This window comes from Enterococcus rotai, from assembly GCF_001465345.1.
Taxonomy (GTDB): Bacteria; Bacillota; Bacilli; order Lactobacillales; family Enterococcaceae; genus Enterococcus_L; species Enterococcus_L rotai.
In genome coordinates this window covers 1,785,371-1,801,470 of record NZ_CP013655.1, presented here as the reverse complement: position 1 = coordinate 1,801,470, position 16,100 = coordinate 1,785,371, and the positions used below count along the sequence as shown (strand labels likewise).

General features: G+C 35.7%; 15 protein-coding genes. 3 read left to right on the top strand and 12 right to left on the bottom strand.

Annotated features, from left to right (window positions below; genetic code table 11):
• Positions 1-11: 11 nt before the first annotated feature.
• Positions 12-344, top strand: coding sequence for a hypothetical protein (locus ATZ35_RS08300; protein ID WP_208930347.1), 333 nt, complete (start codon positions 12-14; stop codon positions 342-344).
• A gap of 50 nt (positions 345-394) precedes the next feature.
• Here the strand turns inward: ATZ35_RS08300 and ATZ35_RS08295 are convergent, their stop codons facing one another.
• The 5 genes from ATZ35_RS08295 to ATZ35_RS08275 form a co-directional block, all read right to left on the bottom strand.
• Positions 395-568, bottom strand: a complete 174-nt coding sequence (locus ATZ35_RS08295; RefSeq protein ID WP_208930346.1) for a hypothetical protein — start codon at positions 566-568, stop codon at positions 395-397.
• 81 nt (positions 569-649) lie between these two features.
• Positions 650-3,526, bottom strand: a complete 2,877-nt coding sequence (lanM, locus tag ATZ35_RS08290; RefSeq protein WP_208930345.1) for a type 2 lanthipeptide synthetase LanM — start codon at positions 3,524-3,526, stop codon at positions 650-652.
• A gap of 147 nt (positions 3,527-3,673) precedes the next feature.
• Positions 3,674-4,678 carry an alpha/beta hydrolase family protein gene (locus ATZ35_RS08285; RefSeq protein ID WP_208930344.1) on the bottom strand — a complete coding sequence of 335 codons (1,005 nt, stop codon included), beginning with the start codon at positions 4,676-4,678 and terminating at the stop codon, positions 3,674-3,676.
• A gap of 1 nt (position 4,679) precedes the next feature.
• The gene (locus ATZ35_RS08280; RefSeq protein WP_208930343.1) at positions 4,680-5,288 is read right to left on the bottom strand and encodes a GNAT family N-acetyltransferase; all 609 of its coding nucleotides are present in this window, start codon (positions 5,286-5,288) and stop codon (positions 4,680-4,682) included.
• 7 nt (positions 5,289-5,295) lie between these two features.
• The gene (locus ATZ35_RS08275; protein WP_208930342.1) at positions 5,296-6,051 is read right to left on the bottom strand and encodes a helix-turn-helix domain-containing protein; all 756 of its coding nucleotides are present in this window, start codon (positions 6,049-6,051) and stop codon (positions 5,296-5,298) included.
• Between the two features lie 419 nt (positions 6,052-6,470).
• On the opposite strand from ATZ35_RS08275, the gene spxA reads away from it, so the two are divergent.
• Positions 6,471-6,869, top strand: a complete 399-nt coding sequence (gene spxA / locus ATZ35_RS08270) for a transcriptional regulator SpxA (protein WP_208930341.1) — start codon at positions 6,471-6,473, stop codon at positions 6,867-6,869.
• A 138-nt stretch (positions 6,870-7,007) separates the two neighbouring features.
• Here the strand turns inward: spxA and queA are convergent, their stop codons facing one another.
• Positions 7,008-8,039, bottom strand: a complete 1,032-nt coding sequence (gene queA / locus ATZ35_RS08265) for a tRNA preQ1(34) S-adenosylmethionine ribosyltransferase-isomerase QueA (RefSeq protein ID WP_208930340.1) — start codon at positions 8,037-8,039, stop codon at positions 7,008-7,010.
• Between the two features lie 159 nt (positions 8,040-8,198).
• Between queA and ATZ35_RS08260 the strand changes: the two genes are divergently transcribed.
• Positions 8,199-9,089: a VOC family protein gene (locus tag ATZ35_RS08260; RefSeq protein WP_208930339.1), complete on the top strand. Its 891-nt coding sequence runs from the start codon at positions 8,199-8,201 to the stop codon at positions 9,087-9,089.
• Positions 9,090-9,899: 810 nt separating this feature from the next.
• On the opposite strand, the gene ATZ35_RS08255 is transcribed toward ATZ35_RS08260, so the two are convergent.
• From ATZ35_RS08255 to ATZ35_RS08230, 6 genes are all read right to left on the bottom strand, one after another.
• Positions 9,900-10,406, bottom strand: a complete 507-nt coding sequence (locus tag ATZ35_RS08255) for a hypothetical protein (RefSeq protein WP_208930338.1) — start codon at positions 10,404-10,406, stop codon at positions 9,900-9,902.
• 225 nt (positions 10,407-10,631) lie between these two features.
• Positions 10,632-12,179, bottom strand: a complete 1,548-nt coding sequence (locus ATZ35_RS08250; protein WP_244148241.1) for a DUF4097 family beta strand repeat-containing protein — start codon at positions 12,177-12,179, stop codon at positions 10,632-10,634.
• A gap of 8 nt (positions 12,180-12,187) precedes the next feature.
• Positions 12,188-12,505 carry a PadR family transcriptional regulator gene (locus ATZ35_RS08245; RefSeq protein WP_086445077.1) on the bottom strand — a complete coding sequence of 106 codons (318 nt, stop codon included), beginning with the start codon at positions 12,503-12,505 and terminating at the stop codon, positions 12,188-12,190.
• 169 nt (positions 12,506-12,674) lie between these two features.
• Positions 12,675-13,232, bottom strand: coding sequence for a hypothetical protein (locus tag ATZ35_RS08240; protein WP_208930336.1), 558 nt, complete (start codon positions 13,230-13,232; stop codon positions 12,675-12,677).
• 38 nt (positions 13,233-13,270) lie between these two features.
• A complete protein-coding gene (locus ATZ35_RS08235) occupies positions 13,271-13,960 on the bottom strand; it encodes a hypothetical protein (protein WP_208930335.1) in 690 nt (229 codons plus the stop codon).
• A 17-nt stretch (positions 13,961-13,977) separates the two neighbouring features.
• Positions 13,978-15,966, bottom strand: a complete 1,989-nt coding sequence (locus tag ATZ35_RS08230) for a glycosyltransferase family 2 protein (RefSeq protein WP_208930334.1) — start codon at positions 15,964-15,966, stop codon at positions 13,978-13,980.
• Positions 15,967-16,100: the final 134 nt, after the last annotated feature.

Genomic DNA, 16,100 nt, shown 5'->3' with positions numbered 1-16,100 from the left:
AAGGATAAATTATGACTGAATCACTTAAATCTTTTTTTGATAACTTGCCAACAAATCATTGGTTTACCTTAGTGATTGCTTTATTATCAATTATCTTTATTGTTTATTCACTCTACTTTTACTTTAGTAAAGAAGGTAAAGATGAACGTGGAAAGAAAATCATTTCAACAGCTAGCTTTATTTCTTTCATTATTACAATGATTTTGTTATTTGCCTTAAGTAATTTATTTTATGATATTGCTTCTTATAATCAAGTTTCATACTCATGGATTTTGAATCTAGCAGTTTTGATTATATCTGGAACAGAAGCTATTGGCATATTTATTTTGAAAAAATCAATTTAACAAAAAAACTAGAAAAATGGATTGCACCCATTTTTCTAGTTTTTTGCTTATTATGGTAAGCAGATAATACGTGACCATCCACCAATTGTATTTGCAACAATCGTCTCAGATCTATCCACAGTATCTTCAGAATTTTTACTTCTTTCAAACGAAGCTCCCACAACTGCATCTACTTTTTTTAAATCTTTTGCTGTTTCCATTTTTTCAATCGATAATTTTCTCATGATATATTTTCTCCCCCTTGCGTTAATACCTAAATTATAATGCGTACGCCAATATAAGTAAAGTTCTTTTTTCAGATTGTGTCACTTAATAAATAACAAGGACCGTACACTGGACGAATCATATGCTCTTAATAGTTGATAGCCAATTCCCGCTAGTCCGCAGAAAAGGCTTATTGGAATGCACGCTGGATCAGTCTTCAATTTAATAACGTCATCTGTTAATAGATTAATATTATTCAAATAATCATCTGAATTTCCATAATTTCCATGACATAAACAATCGTCTTCTACAAAAGTATCCTCGACTTTTCCAATTGATTTCCCTATAACTTTTTCAATGCCCATTTTTCCTCGACACCAAGAATTATTCCGTATTGGTTCCCGTTCAAGATTTTTTTCAACTTTTTCTTGGTACCATTCCCGTTTTGCTTCGATCGCTACTTCTTTCAAGAGTTGATTTGCTTGAGCCAATCCATAACAAACACCAGCATAACCATGAGCAAAGCTGCTATCTTCCATTTCCTGATACTCTACAGCATCTGCGTAATACGATAATAATCCATAGACTTCGTCACTTGGAAATTCTCGGTAGATGGCTGCCAAAATAGCCAGTAAACTAGCTTTTCCATAAAGCCATTCATTCAACTGATTTTGCTCCATTCCTTGAGCCATTTTCAAGTTTTGCAGACTCTGTTGTAAGTATGCTCGATGTTTTTCATCATCAAGTAATCTCGTCACATAAAAAGCAACGGTTAGACGCATCCCATCATCAAAAAAGGCACTTTCATAAGAACTTTCTGCTTTTTCATTTTGAAAAAGCTCTTTTTCCAATAGCTCAATTACATCTTGATAACTAGCTTTAGGCACAAAATAGTTCAAATAGACTAAAAACAAATAGACTCCGGCACTCCCTTCATAAAGATCTGTGCTTGGATAAGCAATCACTACCTCCTCATTTTCTCCTGGTAGAACAGACATCCAATCAACTTCTCCATGCTGTTGTTCCACTACAATCTGATCAATGATCCTATCGCCAATATCAGCAGCCTTTTGTAATAACGGTTGTTCAATAGAACTATTTTGTACTGCAATCGGTATTTTTTGTGTTTTATATTCTAACGTACCTAGACTTTCTTTTAGTAAAAGGTAAGAAAATCGACTGTTTTTTTCTGTTATTTGTTCCATATGCTCCACCGTATCTTGTATTGGTGTTTTGGCCAATAGTCCAGGGAGCTTGTGACCATTGGTATAAACTGTTGTCAAAGAAGTGTTCGCTGTAATTAAAGGAATATCGTGATCCAACATTGCTTCTACTTCAAAAGGGATTAACGCTTCTGGAATGATTTTACTAGCCCATAAGTTTTCAATGATCTTCTCCCGTTCAATATAGTTTGACGTACTCTCTGTATGCAACGTAAAATTCAATAAATTCCCATAATCTTGTGTATCTCTGTAAATCAATCGGATTGTTGTATTAGAAAATAACTCTTTGACTTTCTCTATAAAAGCAGCTTTATTTTTCAATAATAATTGATTCATTGTTTGAAAGGCTGCCTGGATCACGTGACGATATAATTGATAATCTACATCTTGTCCCGCTAAGCGAGGAATATTTTGAGCACCCTCCATGTACGCTTCCTCTAATTGGAAAGCGATATCACTAGAGCCTTCATTTCTCAGCCTTCTAACTTTTTTAGGCAACTTTTGCTTAGTACCAGATAAAGCGTCCATTTCCAGATCACGTTTCCATTGTTTTTTTTGTGGCAACAAACCGGAGACGATAACTGATTGTTTTTCGATGCGAACTTGCCGTGATAATTTTTGTGTTTGTTTAAACATCTCAGGACGAATCAGCGTTTCCACATCGATCAAGACGGGGTAGGAGCCACTAGCAATTAAGTTTTCCATATGCAAATCTGTTGCCCCTAACCAATAAACGATTGCTAATAGCTGACCATAGTTTCGATAAAAACTCATCACTTCATTCTCATTTTGACATTCTTGATAGATTACTTTTTCCTCGATCGTAAATGTTGGTAAGACAATACGCTTAATTTTATAGAAGGACAACGTTGTATCTAGTTTTTCTAGATAAGACAGTAATGCATTAAAACGTTCACCTATTTCAAGGTTTTTAAATTTAAAAATCAGATCTTTCTTTTGTACTTGAAATTGAATCACTGTTTTTCCTTGATCGTGGCTGTCTCCTTGTCCCAATTTTATTTGTGTAAGTTTCATCGGCGTTGAAATAGCAAAGGTTTCTGCTAATTGTTCAGTAGAATCCGTCAACGAAGCAATAAATTCTTCAATCATTTCACAAGCAAAGCGCAAACGAACGGCAAGAACTCTGGCAAGTGTCGGGTACTCTCCATAAAAGAGATACGTTCGTTGCTTGTCTCCAAGAAATTCTTCAATATACTTGGCAAATTCTGCTTCTTTTGATTCCGCCTGTAACTGATACTCTTCAATCATTTGGTGAACATCCCAAACCAAGGTTTTTTGCGCAATAAAAAAGAATTCAGCAGATAATTGCTCGATCAATTCCTCAATCACATTTTCTGGTAGTTGAATCAATGGATATTTTGGTAATAGACGTCTAATATGTTGCTCATAGTAATTTAAGTGAAAACGAAGTCCAGCTGCTAAGTTCATTTCTTTTATTGGGATTTCAGTTGCAAATAACTGTCTATGTAATTGGAACCACTCACTTTTTTCAACAGTTGGTAATAATAATTGCGCTCGTTCTTCTGTAAAAGGCGCGAGTCCGATGTTAAGCTGTTGCTCGTTCCACTGATAATGCTGCATCATTTTATGATAATCTGACTCTTGTAATAAACTTTTACGTACTTGCCATTGCTTTAAGTAAACGGGTTCATCTGTATCTACAGGTAGGTTTCTCCAACATTCGATTCTTTCAGTAATGGTTGTAGCATAACTATAGGTCAACTCTTCAATCATCGTTTTCTCTCCTTTAGCATTGTGTCTCCTCTTTATAATCATAATAAAAAAGTAGCAAAAATACTACGGTATTTTTATTTTCTTTAAAAGTAAATAAAAATATCGTAGTCATCAGCTGAAGCACTAGCAAAAAACAGGATGAGATCCTCAATCTCTTGCAACAGATAAAAATGATTGCCTTAAAAAGGCTCTATTGATCAAAAAATCTTTAGGTGCTAACAAGTAAGCAGCTGTTGTTAAAAATTCTGATTGTGTAAGATTGGCATATACCATGCTATGAGCGGTATTTTTCATTTTATAAACAGATAGCAAATCTGTTGGTATTTTTTCTGAGTATGTTTTTTCAGTGTCCTTAATATCTACGTTTTGGTCATGGTCAGCAAGGATCAACTCAACTGGGACATTTATTTTTTCTAAATCAGACCGACTGTTAGCTCTGAAGTTCTTTTTAACAAAGGACCAGCGCTCTTTTGACATTGGCTCTGGTTCTGGCGTATTTGCTAGATACTCTTGAAAAGATGCATTGTTTTTCAGCAACGTGATCACTTGCTCTTCTTTTCCTAAAGCTTCTGTGATTTGTTGCGGTGTTTTGCCTTCTTGTTTTAATTTTTGTGTCGTATAATACGTATTTTGCGTTACCCAGTCGATTGCTGGAGATACCAAGATTACTTTAGAAAGTGGGACTTTCTTTTGCGCAGCAACTTTTGGGACAACCCAACCACCTTGACTTACTCCCCATAACACAATTTTCTCTGTGTTTATAGTTGGTTGTTTCCTTGCCCATTGAATGACTTCAGTTACTTCATCTGCCCGATCATCCATCGATTGATTCAGCCAGTTTCCTGTTGAGCCAGCGACCCCGGGTTTTGCCCAAGAAATCGTTGTAAATCCAGCTTTAGCAAATTGTTCCATCATAGTCCTATAGCCACCTTCATTTGTGGCATCAACCGCTGCATCTCCATGAACCAATACTACGATTCCACGAGACTCACGCCTTTTTGGTTGTGTTAACACAGCAGCCAAACGGCCTTTAGTAGTTGGAATCCATTTAGTGGTCTCATGCATATCATAAAAATGTTCATACCAAATAAACATGCCTAAAATCATAAGTAATCCTGTAAATAACAGGATCAACTTTTTCACTCGTTTCATCTTATCTGCTCCATTCCATAAAAAGCCAATTTGGTTCGTTCACTAAAAAACCTAAAAGAACTTTTCTTTTCCTTTTAACGATTGAAAACCCGCACTTCAAATATAAGCGCTTTGCATGCGTATTTTCAGCAGAAACAAGAAGTGTCAGCTTTTCACCGTTTTTTGTATTTGCTTGTGCCATCTCGATCAATTCCTTGGCAATTCCCTGTTTTTGGCATTTTTCGTGTACTGCAATATTTTCAATATACTGCTCTTTATCAGCAGAACGGTAATCTAGCGCTGTCAGCAATAAGAGATAGTGAGCGATAGTAAAAAAACCATACTTTTTAACTAACTCAAAAGGATAGGCAAGTTTTTGGGGATAATTGGTTGTTCCCGCAATAGTCAATAACCCGACGATTTTATTTTCTTTCTTTGCGATATAATCAACGGGAGCGAGCTGCTGTGAATATTTCCGATCAAGATAAACTAAAATATCCAGCTGTTCATCTAGCTTTAGATGAAGTGTTCCAAATTTGGCCGAAAAGGATGTTAGCAACAACCTAAGTACCTCCTTTTCTTCCTGCTGACTTAATTGATCACGAGCCATCACCTGTATGCTGTTATTCATAAAGCCCTCACCCTTTCATTGAAATAAACCCTTGAAGTTCATACAAAAGTTTATTATTCATTAAAATAGAAGAATAGGCTTCCTCTTTGATGATTACTTCTGATACGCCCAAAGATGGAAAGTTGGTTTCTTGCTTAAATCTAGCAACGGCTTCTAACAATTCTGCCTCTTCTTCTACCCAAACTCTTTTTACTACATAGTCACCCGCTTTTAGTTGTTTATCTTTTGCCAAAGGGTCTTCAACGTAAACATCCATCTGCTGATCGCAGACTAAATAATAGAGTGATTCAAAAAGCATAGGTTGGTTGTTTTGAGTATTTTTGAAAGCTTTAAAGAAGGCAGCTATATTCATTGATTCCATCAATGGATATGAATAGACTTTCCTCAAATTTCTTTCTGGCAAGCTAAGATATCCCTCCTCTTTTTGTTCGATCTCTGGCAATAACGCTTCAATTTTCTTTTTAGCAACGACTAATTGGTGAATTTTGTCTTCTGTAGCTTGTAGTGTTTCTTTTAACGTTTGTTCCGCCCAAACGTTATCCTGATTGGTCATAAACTTAGTAATTTGAGCCGTTGATACGCCTAAACTTCTCATTAAAAGAATATTTGCCAACTGATACATTTGATCAATACCGTATTTGTGGTATCCATTAGCATCAATAAACGCTGGCGACAACAAGCCTTTTTCTTCGTTATAACGAATTTGATGTTTGGAAATAGCCAATAATTCAGCTAATTGTCCCATAGTTAAATATGTTTCCATTTTGATCTCCTCCAATAAAAAATAGATAAGCTCATCCAAAACGACTAAAAATGTGATCCAGTTTTTTAAGTGAGCGTTTGCTCTTAGTTCTGTTAGCATAAACTATGAGGTCACCCAACAGTCAAGTGCCGATAAAAAATAGTTACTTTTCCACACCATACGAAAACGTTATTAAAATCATAATAAAAAACCTCATTAGATGTTCGTGCATACATAACAAACTAATTCACTATATATTAAAGCTAATAGTGCAATTTATCAAAAAAAAATAACAAAATTTTGTGAATTCCCAGTTATTTCATCCTTTTGTTAGAGATAAACAGCTATATTGTAAGCATTTATTTTGTGAATTTTTTACTTTTCGTATATTATAGTTATTAAGAGGTATGTACCAATATTTTCGAAAGGATATGAAAAATATGTTAAAATTATATACTACAAATAGCTGTACATCATGTAGAAAAGCGCGGCGTTGGCTAATTGATCATGATATTCCATTTGAAGAAAAGAACTTTGGCACGACTCCTATTACATTAGACGAACTAAAAAATATATTAATCCTTACTGAAGAAGGCACGGAAGATATTATTTCGATCCGTTCCAAAGTTTTTCAAAAACTAGATATAGATATTAACGAATTACCTTTACATGCATTATTGGAGCTGGTGAAAGAGAATCCAGGATTACTACGCCGTCCAATTATGATCGATGAAAAGAGATTACAAATTGGCTTCAACGAAGATGAAATTCGGTGCTTCTTACCTAGATCTGTTCGTAAAAGAGAATTATCACAAACATTACTTTTAAGCGGTTTATAATTGTTACTACCTCGAATCCCAAAAAGAAGAAACTCGTTTTCACTCTAAGAGAGTTGGATGAAGGATAATTGATTTCATACAATTGTCCTTCATACTCAAGTTTAGAAGAAAACGAGTTTTTATGATTTTTTAATTCACTTATTTTACAAACATTGCGTCACCAAAACTAAAGAAGCGGTAACTTTCATCGATTGCATGTTGATACGCAGCGAGCGTTAAATCTCTCCCTGCAAATGCGCTGACTAACATCACTAATGTTGACTTTGGTAAATGGAAATTAGTAGAAAAAGCTTGGACAATTTTAAATTCGTAACCAGGTGTAATAAAAATATCTGTCCAACCGCTATCTGCTTTAATTTGTCCATCGAATTTCGTTCCAATTGTTTCCAAGGTCCGAATCGAAGTCGTTCCTACCGCAATAATTTTGCCCCCACTTTGCCGCACGTCATTTAATTGTTCAGCTGCTTCTTCGGTCAAACGATAAAATTCACTATGCATTTCATGTTCTGAAATATTTTCTACACTAACAGGACGGAATGTTCCTAATCCGACGTGTAAGGTCAAATAAACGAGCTTCACGCCCTTTGATTGGATTTTCCCAAGTAGTTCCTGTGTAAAATGTAAACCCGCTGTAGGGGCAGCTGCAGAGCCATTTTCTTTTGCATAGACAGTTTGATAGCGTTCAGGGTCTTCTAAACGCTCTTTTATATAAGGCGGTAAAGGCATTTCTCCCAATGATTCCAAAATTTCTAAGAAGATACCATCATAGCTGAACGTTACGATCCGTCCACCATGTTCGAGTTCTTCAATAACGGTTGCACTTAAACGACCATCGCCAAAGCTGATCTTTGTGCCAACTTTTGCACGTTTGGCTGGTTTGATCAGCGTTTCCCACGTATCACCTTCTGTATTTGTCAAAAGCAGCACTTCCAAATGTCCACCAGTTTCAGGTTTTTCTCCATATAAGCGCGCTGGTAATACACGAGTATCATTCATGACTAACGCATCTCCTGCGTTTAATTCATCAATAATATCATGAAAGTGTTTATCTTCTATCTCTTTGGTTTCACGGTTCAACACCAAAAGTCGTGAACTCGTTCGATCTTTTAAAGGGGTTTGAGCAATCAGCTCTTCTGGTAAATCAAAATCAAAATCTTCTGTACTAAGCATATTGGTCACTCTTTCTACTTGATTTGTCTTGGCTATTCTACCATTTTTTAGGTTATCTGGCTACGAAGAAAACACCTTACTAAAAGACAAAATACTTGATTCTGCTGTTTCAAACCATTAAACTTACTAAAAGTAAGTTATCAAATTAGGAGGTTTATCATGTTTGCACCACTTCATCATGTTTCCTTATTGACTAGATATGCTGAGGAAAATCACTTTTTTTATACAACGATTCTTGGGTTGCGCTTTGTAAAAAAAACAGTCAATCAAGAGAATCATAAAATGCTTCATTACTATTACGGCGATTACGCTGGAACACCCGGTTCTGTCATTACGTTTTTCGTCATTCCAGCACTCGCTAATCGATATGATAATGACCATTTTTTGAATTCGATCGGACTAAAAATCCCCAAAGGCAGCTTGTACTTTTGGGAACAGCGGTTAACTGAAGCTCAAATAGGCTTCACTAAAGAAGCAAACACATTATCTTTTCAAAATCGAGATCAAGTAACGATTCAGCTAGTTGAAGTAGAACAACCACCATTAGCTAAGGAATTACAGGTTCAAAACACCATTCCTGGCGATAAACAGATTTTAGGTCTTTTATCGACCGAATTTCATGTCACCGATCTTGAAAAAACAGCAGATTTTTTTTATCGGTTGTTAGGTTGGGAAACTGATCAGGGATATCTACAGTTGAATGAAACAGACTCTATTCAGCTAGTGCAGACCAATACAGTAGAAAAAACGAGGATGGGTCGAGGAAGTATGGATCATGTAGCTTTTTCGATTAGAGATGAAACAGCACTTAATCATCTATATGAAAAAGCGAAACAACAAGGTTGGCATATTGAAAAACTAGTCCATCGTGGTTATTTTAAAAGCTTGTATATCAGAGAACCCGGCGGTAATCGTGTTGAATTCGCTACGTTAACACCTGGATTTACGATCGATGAACCCTTAGACGCTTTAGGTGAACAGCTTGCTCTGCCACCCTTCTTGGAAAAAAAGCGGACAGAAATCGAAGCAGCTCTTTATCATGAACCATAAGTTGAATCATTCTTAAGTTGAATCATCTATGTAGCTTACGCTAAGATACAAACAGGTGCCAAAAACAAAAATAAACGAACTTATCTAGAATAGGTCAAGATTATTTTTGTTCTTTTGCTCCTGTTTATACCTCTTGAAAATCAAAGACTGGATCAAACAAAACAGAACATTACCATCTCAACGATTCTACTAGGTTTGTCCCTCTTTGATTTTTGCGAAACTGCAAAGATCAAATTTATGAAACAGCTTTTGACTGTCGGCTTCAGTCAAAGCGATTCACAATCCAACTCCTTACACTCTCTAGATAGAAACAAAAAAAATGGTATCGGTAAACTCTACCAACACCATTGCATGTTCAACAAATAGGCATCACATAATCCATCTTAAATTCTGGAAAAGAAAGTTCTAGATATTTCTCCAAAAATTGAGTAAAATGGAATATGTCGATGTTACGCATTGACAAGGGCAACTTGATTGGTCAGCTTTCTCTGACTTATCAGGGCTTCACGAATCAGCGCCAACTGATTTGTGAAGTGCCTTTTTTATTATATTCGTTTCTATCTATTACTCATTTTAAAGAAAAACAATTTCATAGTCAACAAAGTGTCAGAAAATATTTCATTTATCTTGTTTAATTATGAAAATAGGCGAATTATTCTCTATTTTTTAGTAGCCTACTTGACTTCTTTGTTAATTAAAATTGGTAAAGAAAAAGAACCGGACAAAAGTCGGTTCTCTAAATCCAAATAAACGGCGAGACAAAAGTAGCTTTTTTCTTGGAGCTAAACACTTTTGTCTCGGCCTCTCCATCTAGATATTCTGAGTATCCAGATAATCCTCATAGGACCAAAAAGATTCTTCATCTATCGGGACTTGAGGTTTTCTTTTTTTGGTCGGTATTAATTTTGGCTGTCTCATGTTTCCTTCTTCAATTAGAAAAAACCATTTTTTACCATCATTGGCTTGAATGATATCGGTAAAATCAATCATATTTTTTTTCAACCATTTTTTTCTATCTAGGTTATATTTTGAATCGTCATGAAACAACTCTTCTTTCAACAACACAAATTTTGCTGAAAAATCCATCCCTGCAGCCATACGATATAGTTGATCAGCCTCTTCAAAACATAATTCCTCGTTATAAATATCACCAAGTGAAATAAACGCATTGAAACACTCATTTAGTTGAATGCCACCATTTTTGATACTTGCTTCTATAACTAATTTGAAAAAATAAACTGCTTGTTGATAATCTTTTGCTTCCAAGGAATGCTTTCCTTGTTCAAACCACTTTTTAATCTTCCTTTTTTTAAACATCCTTTTCTCCTTAAAAACTTTATTAAAAAACAAGCGAAGACAGCCAGCGAAGTGCTACTTCGTCAAAATATAGATTTAGCCATCGAGGTTTCTCATAACACTCATTTCAAGCTTAAGGAGAGCCAAGCAAAACTCACCACGTTTTGCCTAACTCCCCTTATATAATAGACCCGTTGTAATTCATAAAACTAGACCACTGTCATCTCTTCGCCAAACTGCTAAAACTTATTCAACCTTTTCCAAGATTTTAACATCGCCGGTTTTGGATTTTACATCAATTTTATATTTTCCATCATTTGATACATCAGAAAAATCATTTCTCAATTCGCCAGTCCCAGTGCTAGCAATAACGTTGATTGTTTGACTTGGGTCTTGGAGCCATTTGATAAAACCAGATTGGCTGAAAACAGTTGCATTTACTTTACTTTCTTGAATAGCAATTGTTGGTCCAGAGCCATTTTTCAAATCTAATCTCCCTTGATTTTCTTCTGAGACGATTTTGCCGTTCTCATTGACCATTGAAAGATCCCCTTTGGTTCTTTTTACAATTACTTGCCCATCTGTTGCTGTGGCCGTGAGCTTCTTTGTTTCGGAGTCTTCTAAAATCATTCGTCCTGAATGATTGTTTAAAACAACCTTATCCGAACGTAAAAATTTCAAAATAGAAAGTCCTTTATTGCCTTCAATCGTTAAATCACCAAGCATACCAGTGATAACGGTTTTGCCTGAAGTGCTTTTGACGTTTAAATTCATCGCTGATTCTTCGATAATTACGTCGCCGTAATCACTATCTACATTGCCTTCATCAGCAATAATATTTTTGGCATAAACATCTCCTGAAATTAAGTCTAAGTCAAAATTTTTCGTTTGGATATCCAGCAAACGTAAATCGCCTTGGCTTAAACCTAAGTGAAAATCATCGAGGATCGTCCCTTTTGGAATAAAGAAAATCACTTCTGAACGTCCTGTTCGTGTGAATGAATCAAAAATATTTTCCTCATCCAACGTTAAGTCAACTTTGTTATCATATGAGCCATTTTCAATCTTTTTAATGTCACTTTCTTTGAATCTGCCTTTCACCATTAAGCTCGGTTTTTCAGTACTAGATACCTCAACTGTGGTGATCTCAACATCTGCATCTGAATCAAAACTAAAAGCAGCATGATTGCTGGAAGCTAGATTGATTTCTTTGTAATATTGTCTACCTTTATACATTAACTGGCCTGTTACTGAAAAAAATAGCAACAATGCGACGCCCAGTCCAGATAAACCAATTGCAACCCCATTGATCAAGCGCTCCTTTTGACTAAACCAACTTTTAATAACTTGCAAGATAATCGCCAATAAAAATAAACATAAAATGGTTGGAATACCAGCAAGATTTCGTTCTTCTATCAATTCTTTTACGACGTAGATCAAGAAAAAGCCAAAAACTGCCAACAGTCCTAAAAGAAATAACGGTCTCAACACTTTAAATACTGTCTTGATAAATTTTTGCATTCTTTTTTTCTGAGTTTGAATGAATACATCTTGAATTTCTTCTCTAGGAACAACAGAAGTTTTGGCATTGATTGCAGCATCCAAGCTTAGATCTGCGTAAAAGTCAGCAGCTATTTCTTCTGGCGGAGCGAGTCTGGCAACAACTTCTGCTTCTGTTTGTCCTTCTTCTAAACAAATAGCTAATTGCTCCAATAAATCTTCTTTCAGCTCGTTAAAATATTCTATATCTTCTTCAGCAAAAGCAGCCTTTAGTTGGTTTAAATATTCTTCCATGGTGTTCACTAATCTGCCTCCCTCAGTTTACTTACTTGTTCAACGAATTCATCCCAATCACGCTCTAAAAGCTCCAAATATTCTTTTCCTTTATCCGTCATTTGGTAATACTTTCTGGAAGGACCATCAGGTGATTCTTTCGTATAAATCTCACAATAAGATTCTTTGACTAATCGGCGTAAAACTGGGTAAAGCGCCCCTTCGGTAATTGGTATAAACTGATTCACTCGTTGTGTTAATTCGTATCCATATCGATCTTCTTTTTGAATAAAATGAAGTACACACATTTCTAAAGCACCTTTTTTAAATTGGCTGGAAGCCCTCATCGCTCAATCCCCTTATCACAGTTTTGATTGACAAATTACCCGCAGTTTCTAGTAAGTAACCACTGAAATAAATCGACTATGAAAAGAGCACATGTCTAATTTCAAAAAACAGCAAATTAAGCGCTGCACCAAAGGGCTTTAGTCTTTGGTACAAATCTTGTTCAGTCCTTTATCGGTGGTTATTGCGGTTGTAATTCTTTTTCTCTTGAATGATACCTTGACGCTCTTCTGGTGTCAAATTAGGATCACCCAACTGCCGGCCCCACTCTCTGTTTTGTTGGCCTCTTTCCCGTCCATTAGCTGAGGCACCAGACACCGCTTCAGGCTCCTCAACAGTTTCAGGTGCTAGTGGAGGTTGGGCCTGTTCTACTGGTTGTTGGGCTGTCGCTTGGCCTGATCCTGCTGCTTGTTCAGTTGCTGCTTCTTGAGCTGCAGCTTGACTGGCTACTTTTTCTTCTTCTGCTTTTGTAGCGGCCTCTTTCTTTTCAGCCTCTTCTTTTTGTTTTTGAACTTTTTTTGCCTCTTGCTCTTTTAGTTTTGTCTTGATTGAGTTCTCAACATGAGCGATCTTTTTAGACACGACTTCTGCTAGTCTTTCTCTTTTTAAAGCAAACCGTTCCCTAACTGCCTCATCTTTTGAAAAAGCAGCATCTGCGGTATTTACCGTCTGGGTCGTCCCGATCCCGATCATTAAAAGAGCTATGCAAAATACTATAAATTTTTTCATTCTAACTTCTCCTTAATCAACATATTTCTTTACTCTAGTTATCCTTGGAAAGCATCTAGCAATTCGTTAAAACGTTTTTCTTCATCTACTATGATCCAATATTTCTGCTCTTTTTTATCTGGTTCCAGTTCTAAATGGATCGTCTTTGACTCTTTGGAAGCCTTCAACTCTTTAAACGTTTTTTTCAGTGCTTCAAATTGGATTTGATTAAGGTCTTCATCTTTTAATGCATCTAATTCTTTTAAAATCCCATTTAATTGCTTTTCGTCAGAAATCTTGTCGATATCATCTAATTTTCCGATCATATCATAGCCTTTATTCTTTAACCATTGGACCAATTCTTCATCGGTTTTTTGATCAATGACTTGATCAAATGCCGTCTGATCCAGTCCTGTAACCGTCACTTCTACTTCTTGTTTTTTCGCCTTGCTATTTTTTACCTTTACCGAAAAACTAGTTTCCTTTTCAAGTCGCTCCTGATAGATCGTTACTAACTCTTTTGCTTGTTCTTTTGAAAGACCGAACAATTCAGAAAAGTCTTGTGTCAAGTCTTCTTGGCTAGGTGCGTCTAACTGATAAAAATAGTTTTCCCCAGCTTCTTTATCTCGATCATAAATTATATTATTGATGAAAGCTGTAGCGACCTCTTTAGGATCAGCATTCTTTGCGCATCCAGTGAAAACAACAACTATAAACGCTAGCATCATAATTATTCTCTTTTTTTTCATACGTCTAATTGGCTCCTTTATGACAGTAACTGTTGATTTTTTTGTGCATCTTTTCTATTTTTGACTATATATTTAAAAATCGTATAAAATTTAACTCTGATTGACTGGATATCACCAATTCCATAGGTTGGATCAGAATAAATCAGCCCTAACCAACGATAGTGATTTTTTCGTGAAAACTTTTGAATTTTGAATGTGATTTCAACTTTTCCTGCTACATTAATAGTACGCGAACGAACCAGTTTTACATTTTTTATTTTCTGAAAAGACAGAAATCCTGCTTCTGGATCAAGCAACATGCTTAGATGCGGATCTTGTTGATTGGCAATGATGGTCACACTTTTCTCACCTAAATAATTGATTTGAACGGGGATTTCTTGATCTTCTTTCATTAATTTGCCTTGATACTCAACTGGAACGATCATTGGTAAACGTGGTCGTTCATATGCGACACAAACGGCTACGGTCAAACTAACAATGTTATACAACAACCAATAAACATTGATGGATAACACATTCCACCACTGTAGCTGACTTAGATCTAATTGCCAGATGTAATAAATCAAAGCGAAGCAGTTAAGCCCTAATAATAGAATCTGAATTTTGCAATTGCGCCAATCAAAGTAGCCTTTTCCCCCTTGGATCCCTTTAATCGTCACATGGAACTTTTTATTCTTTTTAGGACTAAACAAGGTCTCTTTCCAAACGGCCCAAGAAACTTGCGGTGCTGTAACAAGTTCATAAATGTTACTTATGAAGGAATTATATTTTTTTCTAGCAACTGACTTATACATCAGACTCCCCGATAAAAATGCCGGTAGCCAAAATATCACTAGTTGCGCCAACGTCGTTTTCAAACTTGAAATGTTAAAAACCAAATATAAAAATGGGCATAGTAAATAAATCAATTTATACATGCCAGAATACCAGTACAGCACACCATCAAGATAAAACCATTTTTGAATGAAGCTTAAATTTTTCAGTTTCTTTAATGTATACTTTTTAGCAACTTGGACATTACCACGTCCCCAACGATCCCGTTGTTTCACATAATCTGCTAACGTTTCTGGAGAAAGTCCTGAAGCGAGCGCTTCATTGACAAAGACGCCTTGCCATCCATTATTTTGCAACAATAAACCTGTAGCCATATCTTCTGTGATCACACCTGTTGTGAATCCACCGATCGAATCTAACGCCGCCCGCTTAAATAATGCATTGCTTCCTACATACAATACTGCATTGAATTGATCTTTGCCTTCTTCTAAACTACGCATAAAAAAGTCTTGTTCATTATTGATTTCACTGTCTAAATATAGATTATGTTGAAAAATATCTGAATTAAAAAACGTTTGCGGTGTTTGAATAAACCCAACATCTTCTTGCGCAAAATACCCAAGCGTTCGTTGTAAAAACTCACGTTTAGGCACCATATCTGCATCTTGAGTCACAATAATTTCTCCGCTAGTTTTGGTTAGTGCATAATTTAAATTCCCTGCTTTGGCATGCTCATGTGTAGGACGAGCAATAAATTCAACATGATGTTTTTCTGCTAATTTTTTTACCATCGAGCGATCTCCATCATCACAAAGATAGATCTTTAATAGCTCTTTAGGATAGTCAATAGATAAACACCCTACAACAGTTCTTTCTAAAATATCAATATTTTCATTATAGGTAGCGATCAGAATATCAACAGTGGGTAACACTTTTAATTCATCTACTGTTTTTTTTTTCCGTTTATACGGCTTCCAAAATAAGATCACTAGAGTAAAGGCCTGAATGAATCCCATAAATTCCGCCAGATATAATAAACTCCCGGCAATCGTTTCAACAATACTTCCACTAGGAATCGTATAAACAAACCGCCAAGCTAAGTAAATAAATTGGATAATAACAAAACCAGTTAAGACAAATTTCCGATAATTTTCATTTCTCTTCGCTACAAGATAAAATAAAAACAAATAACTCAAACTAAATACCAAATACCATAACCCAAATTTTTCCATTTTCTCTCCTTTTCGCCTCCTATTATTCATAAAATAGTAGTTGCTAGTCAACAATATACTAAGGTTTCTAACTATTGTCAATAGAATAATAGTTGATAAGTCCTTCTTCCCTAACTTTTTCCAGCATTTCTTAG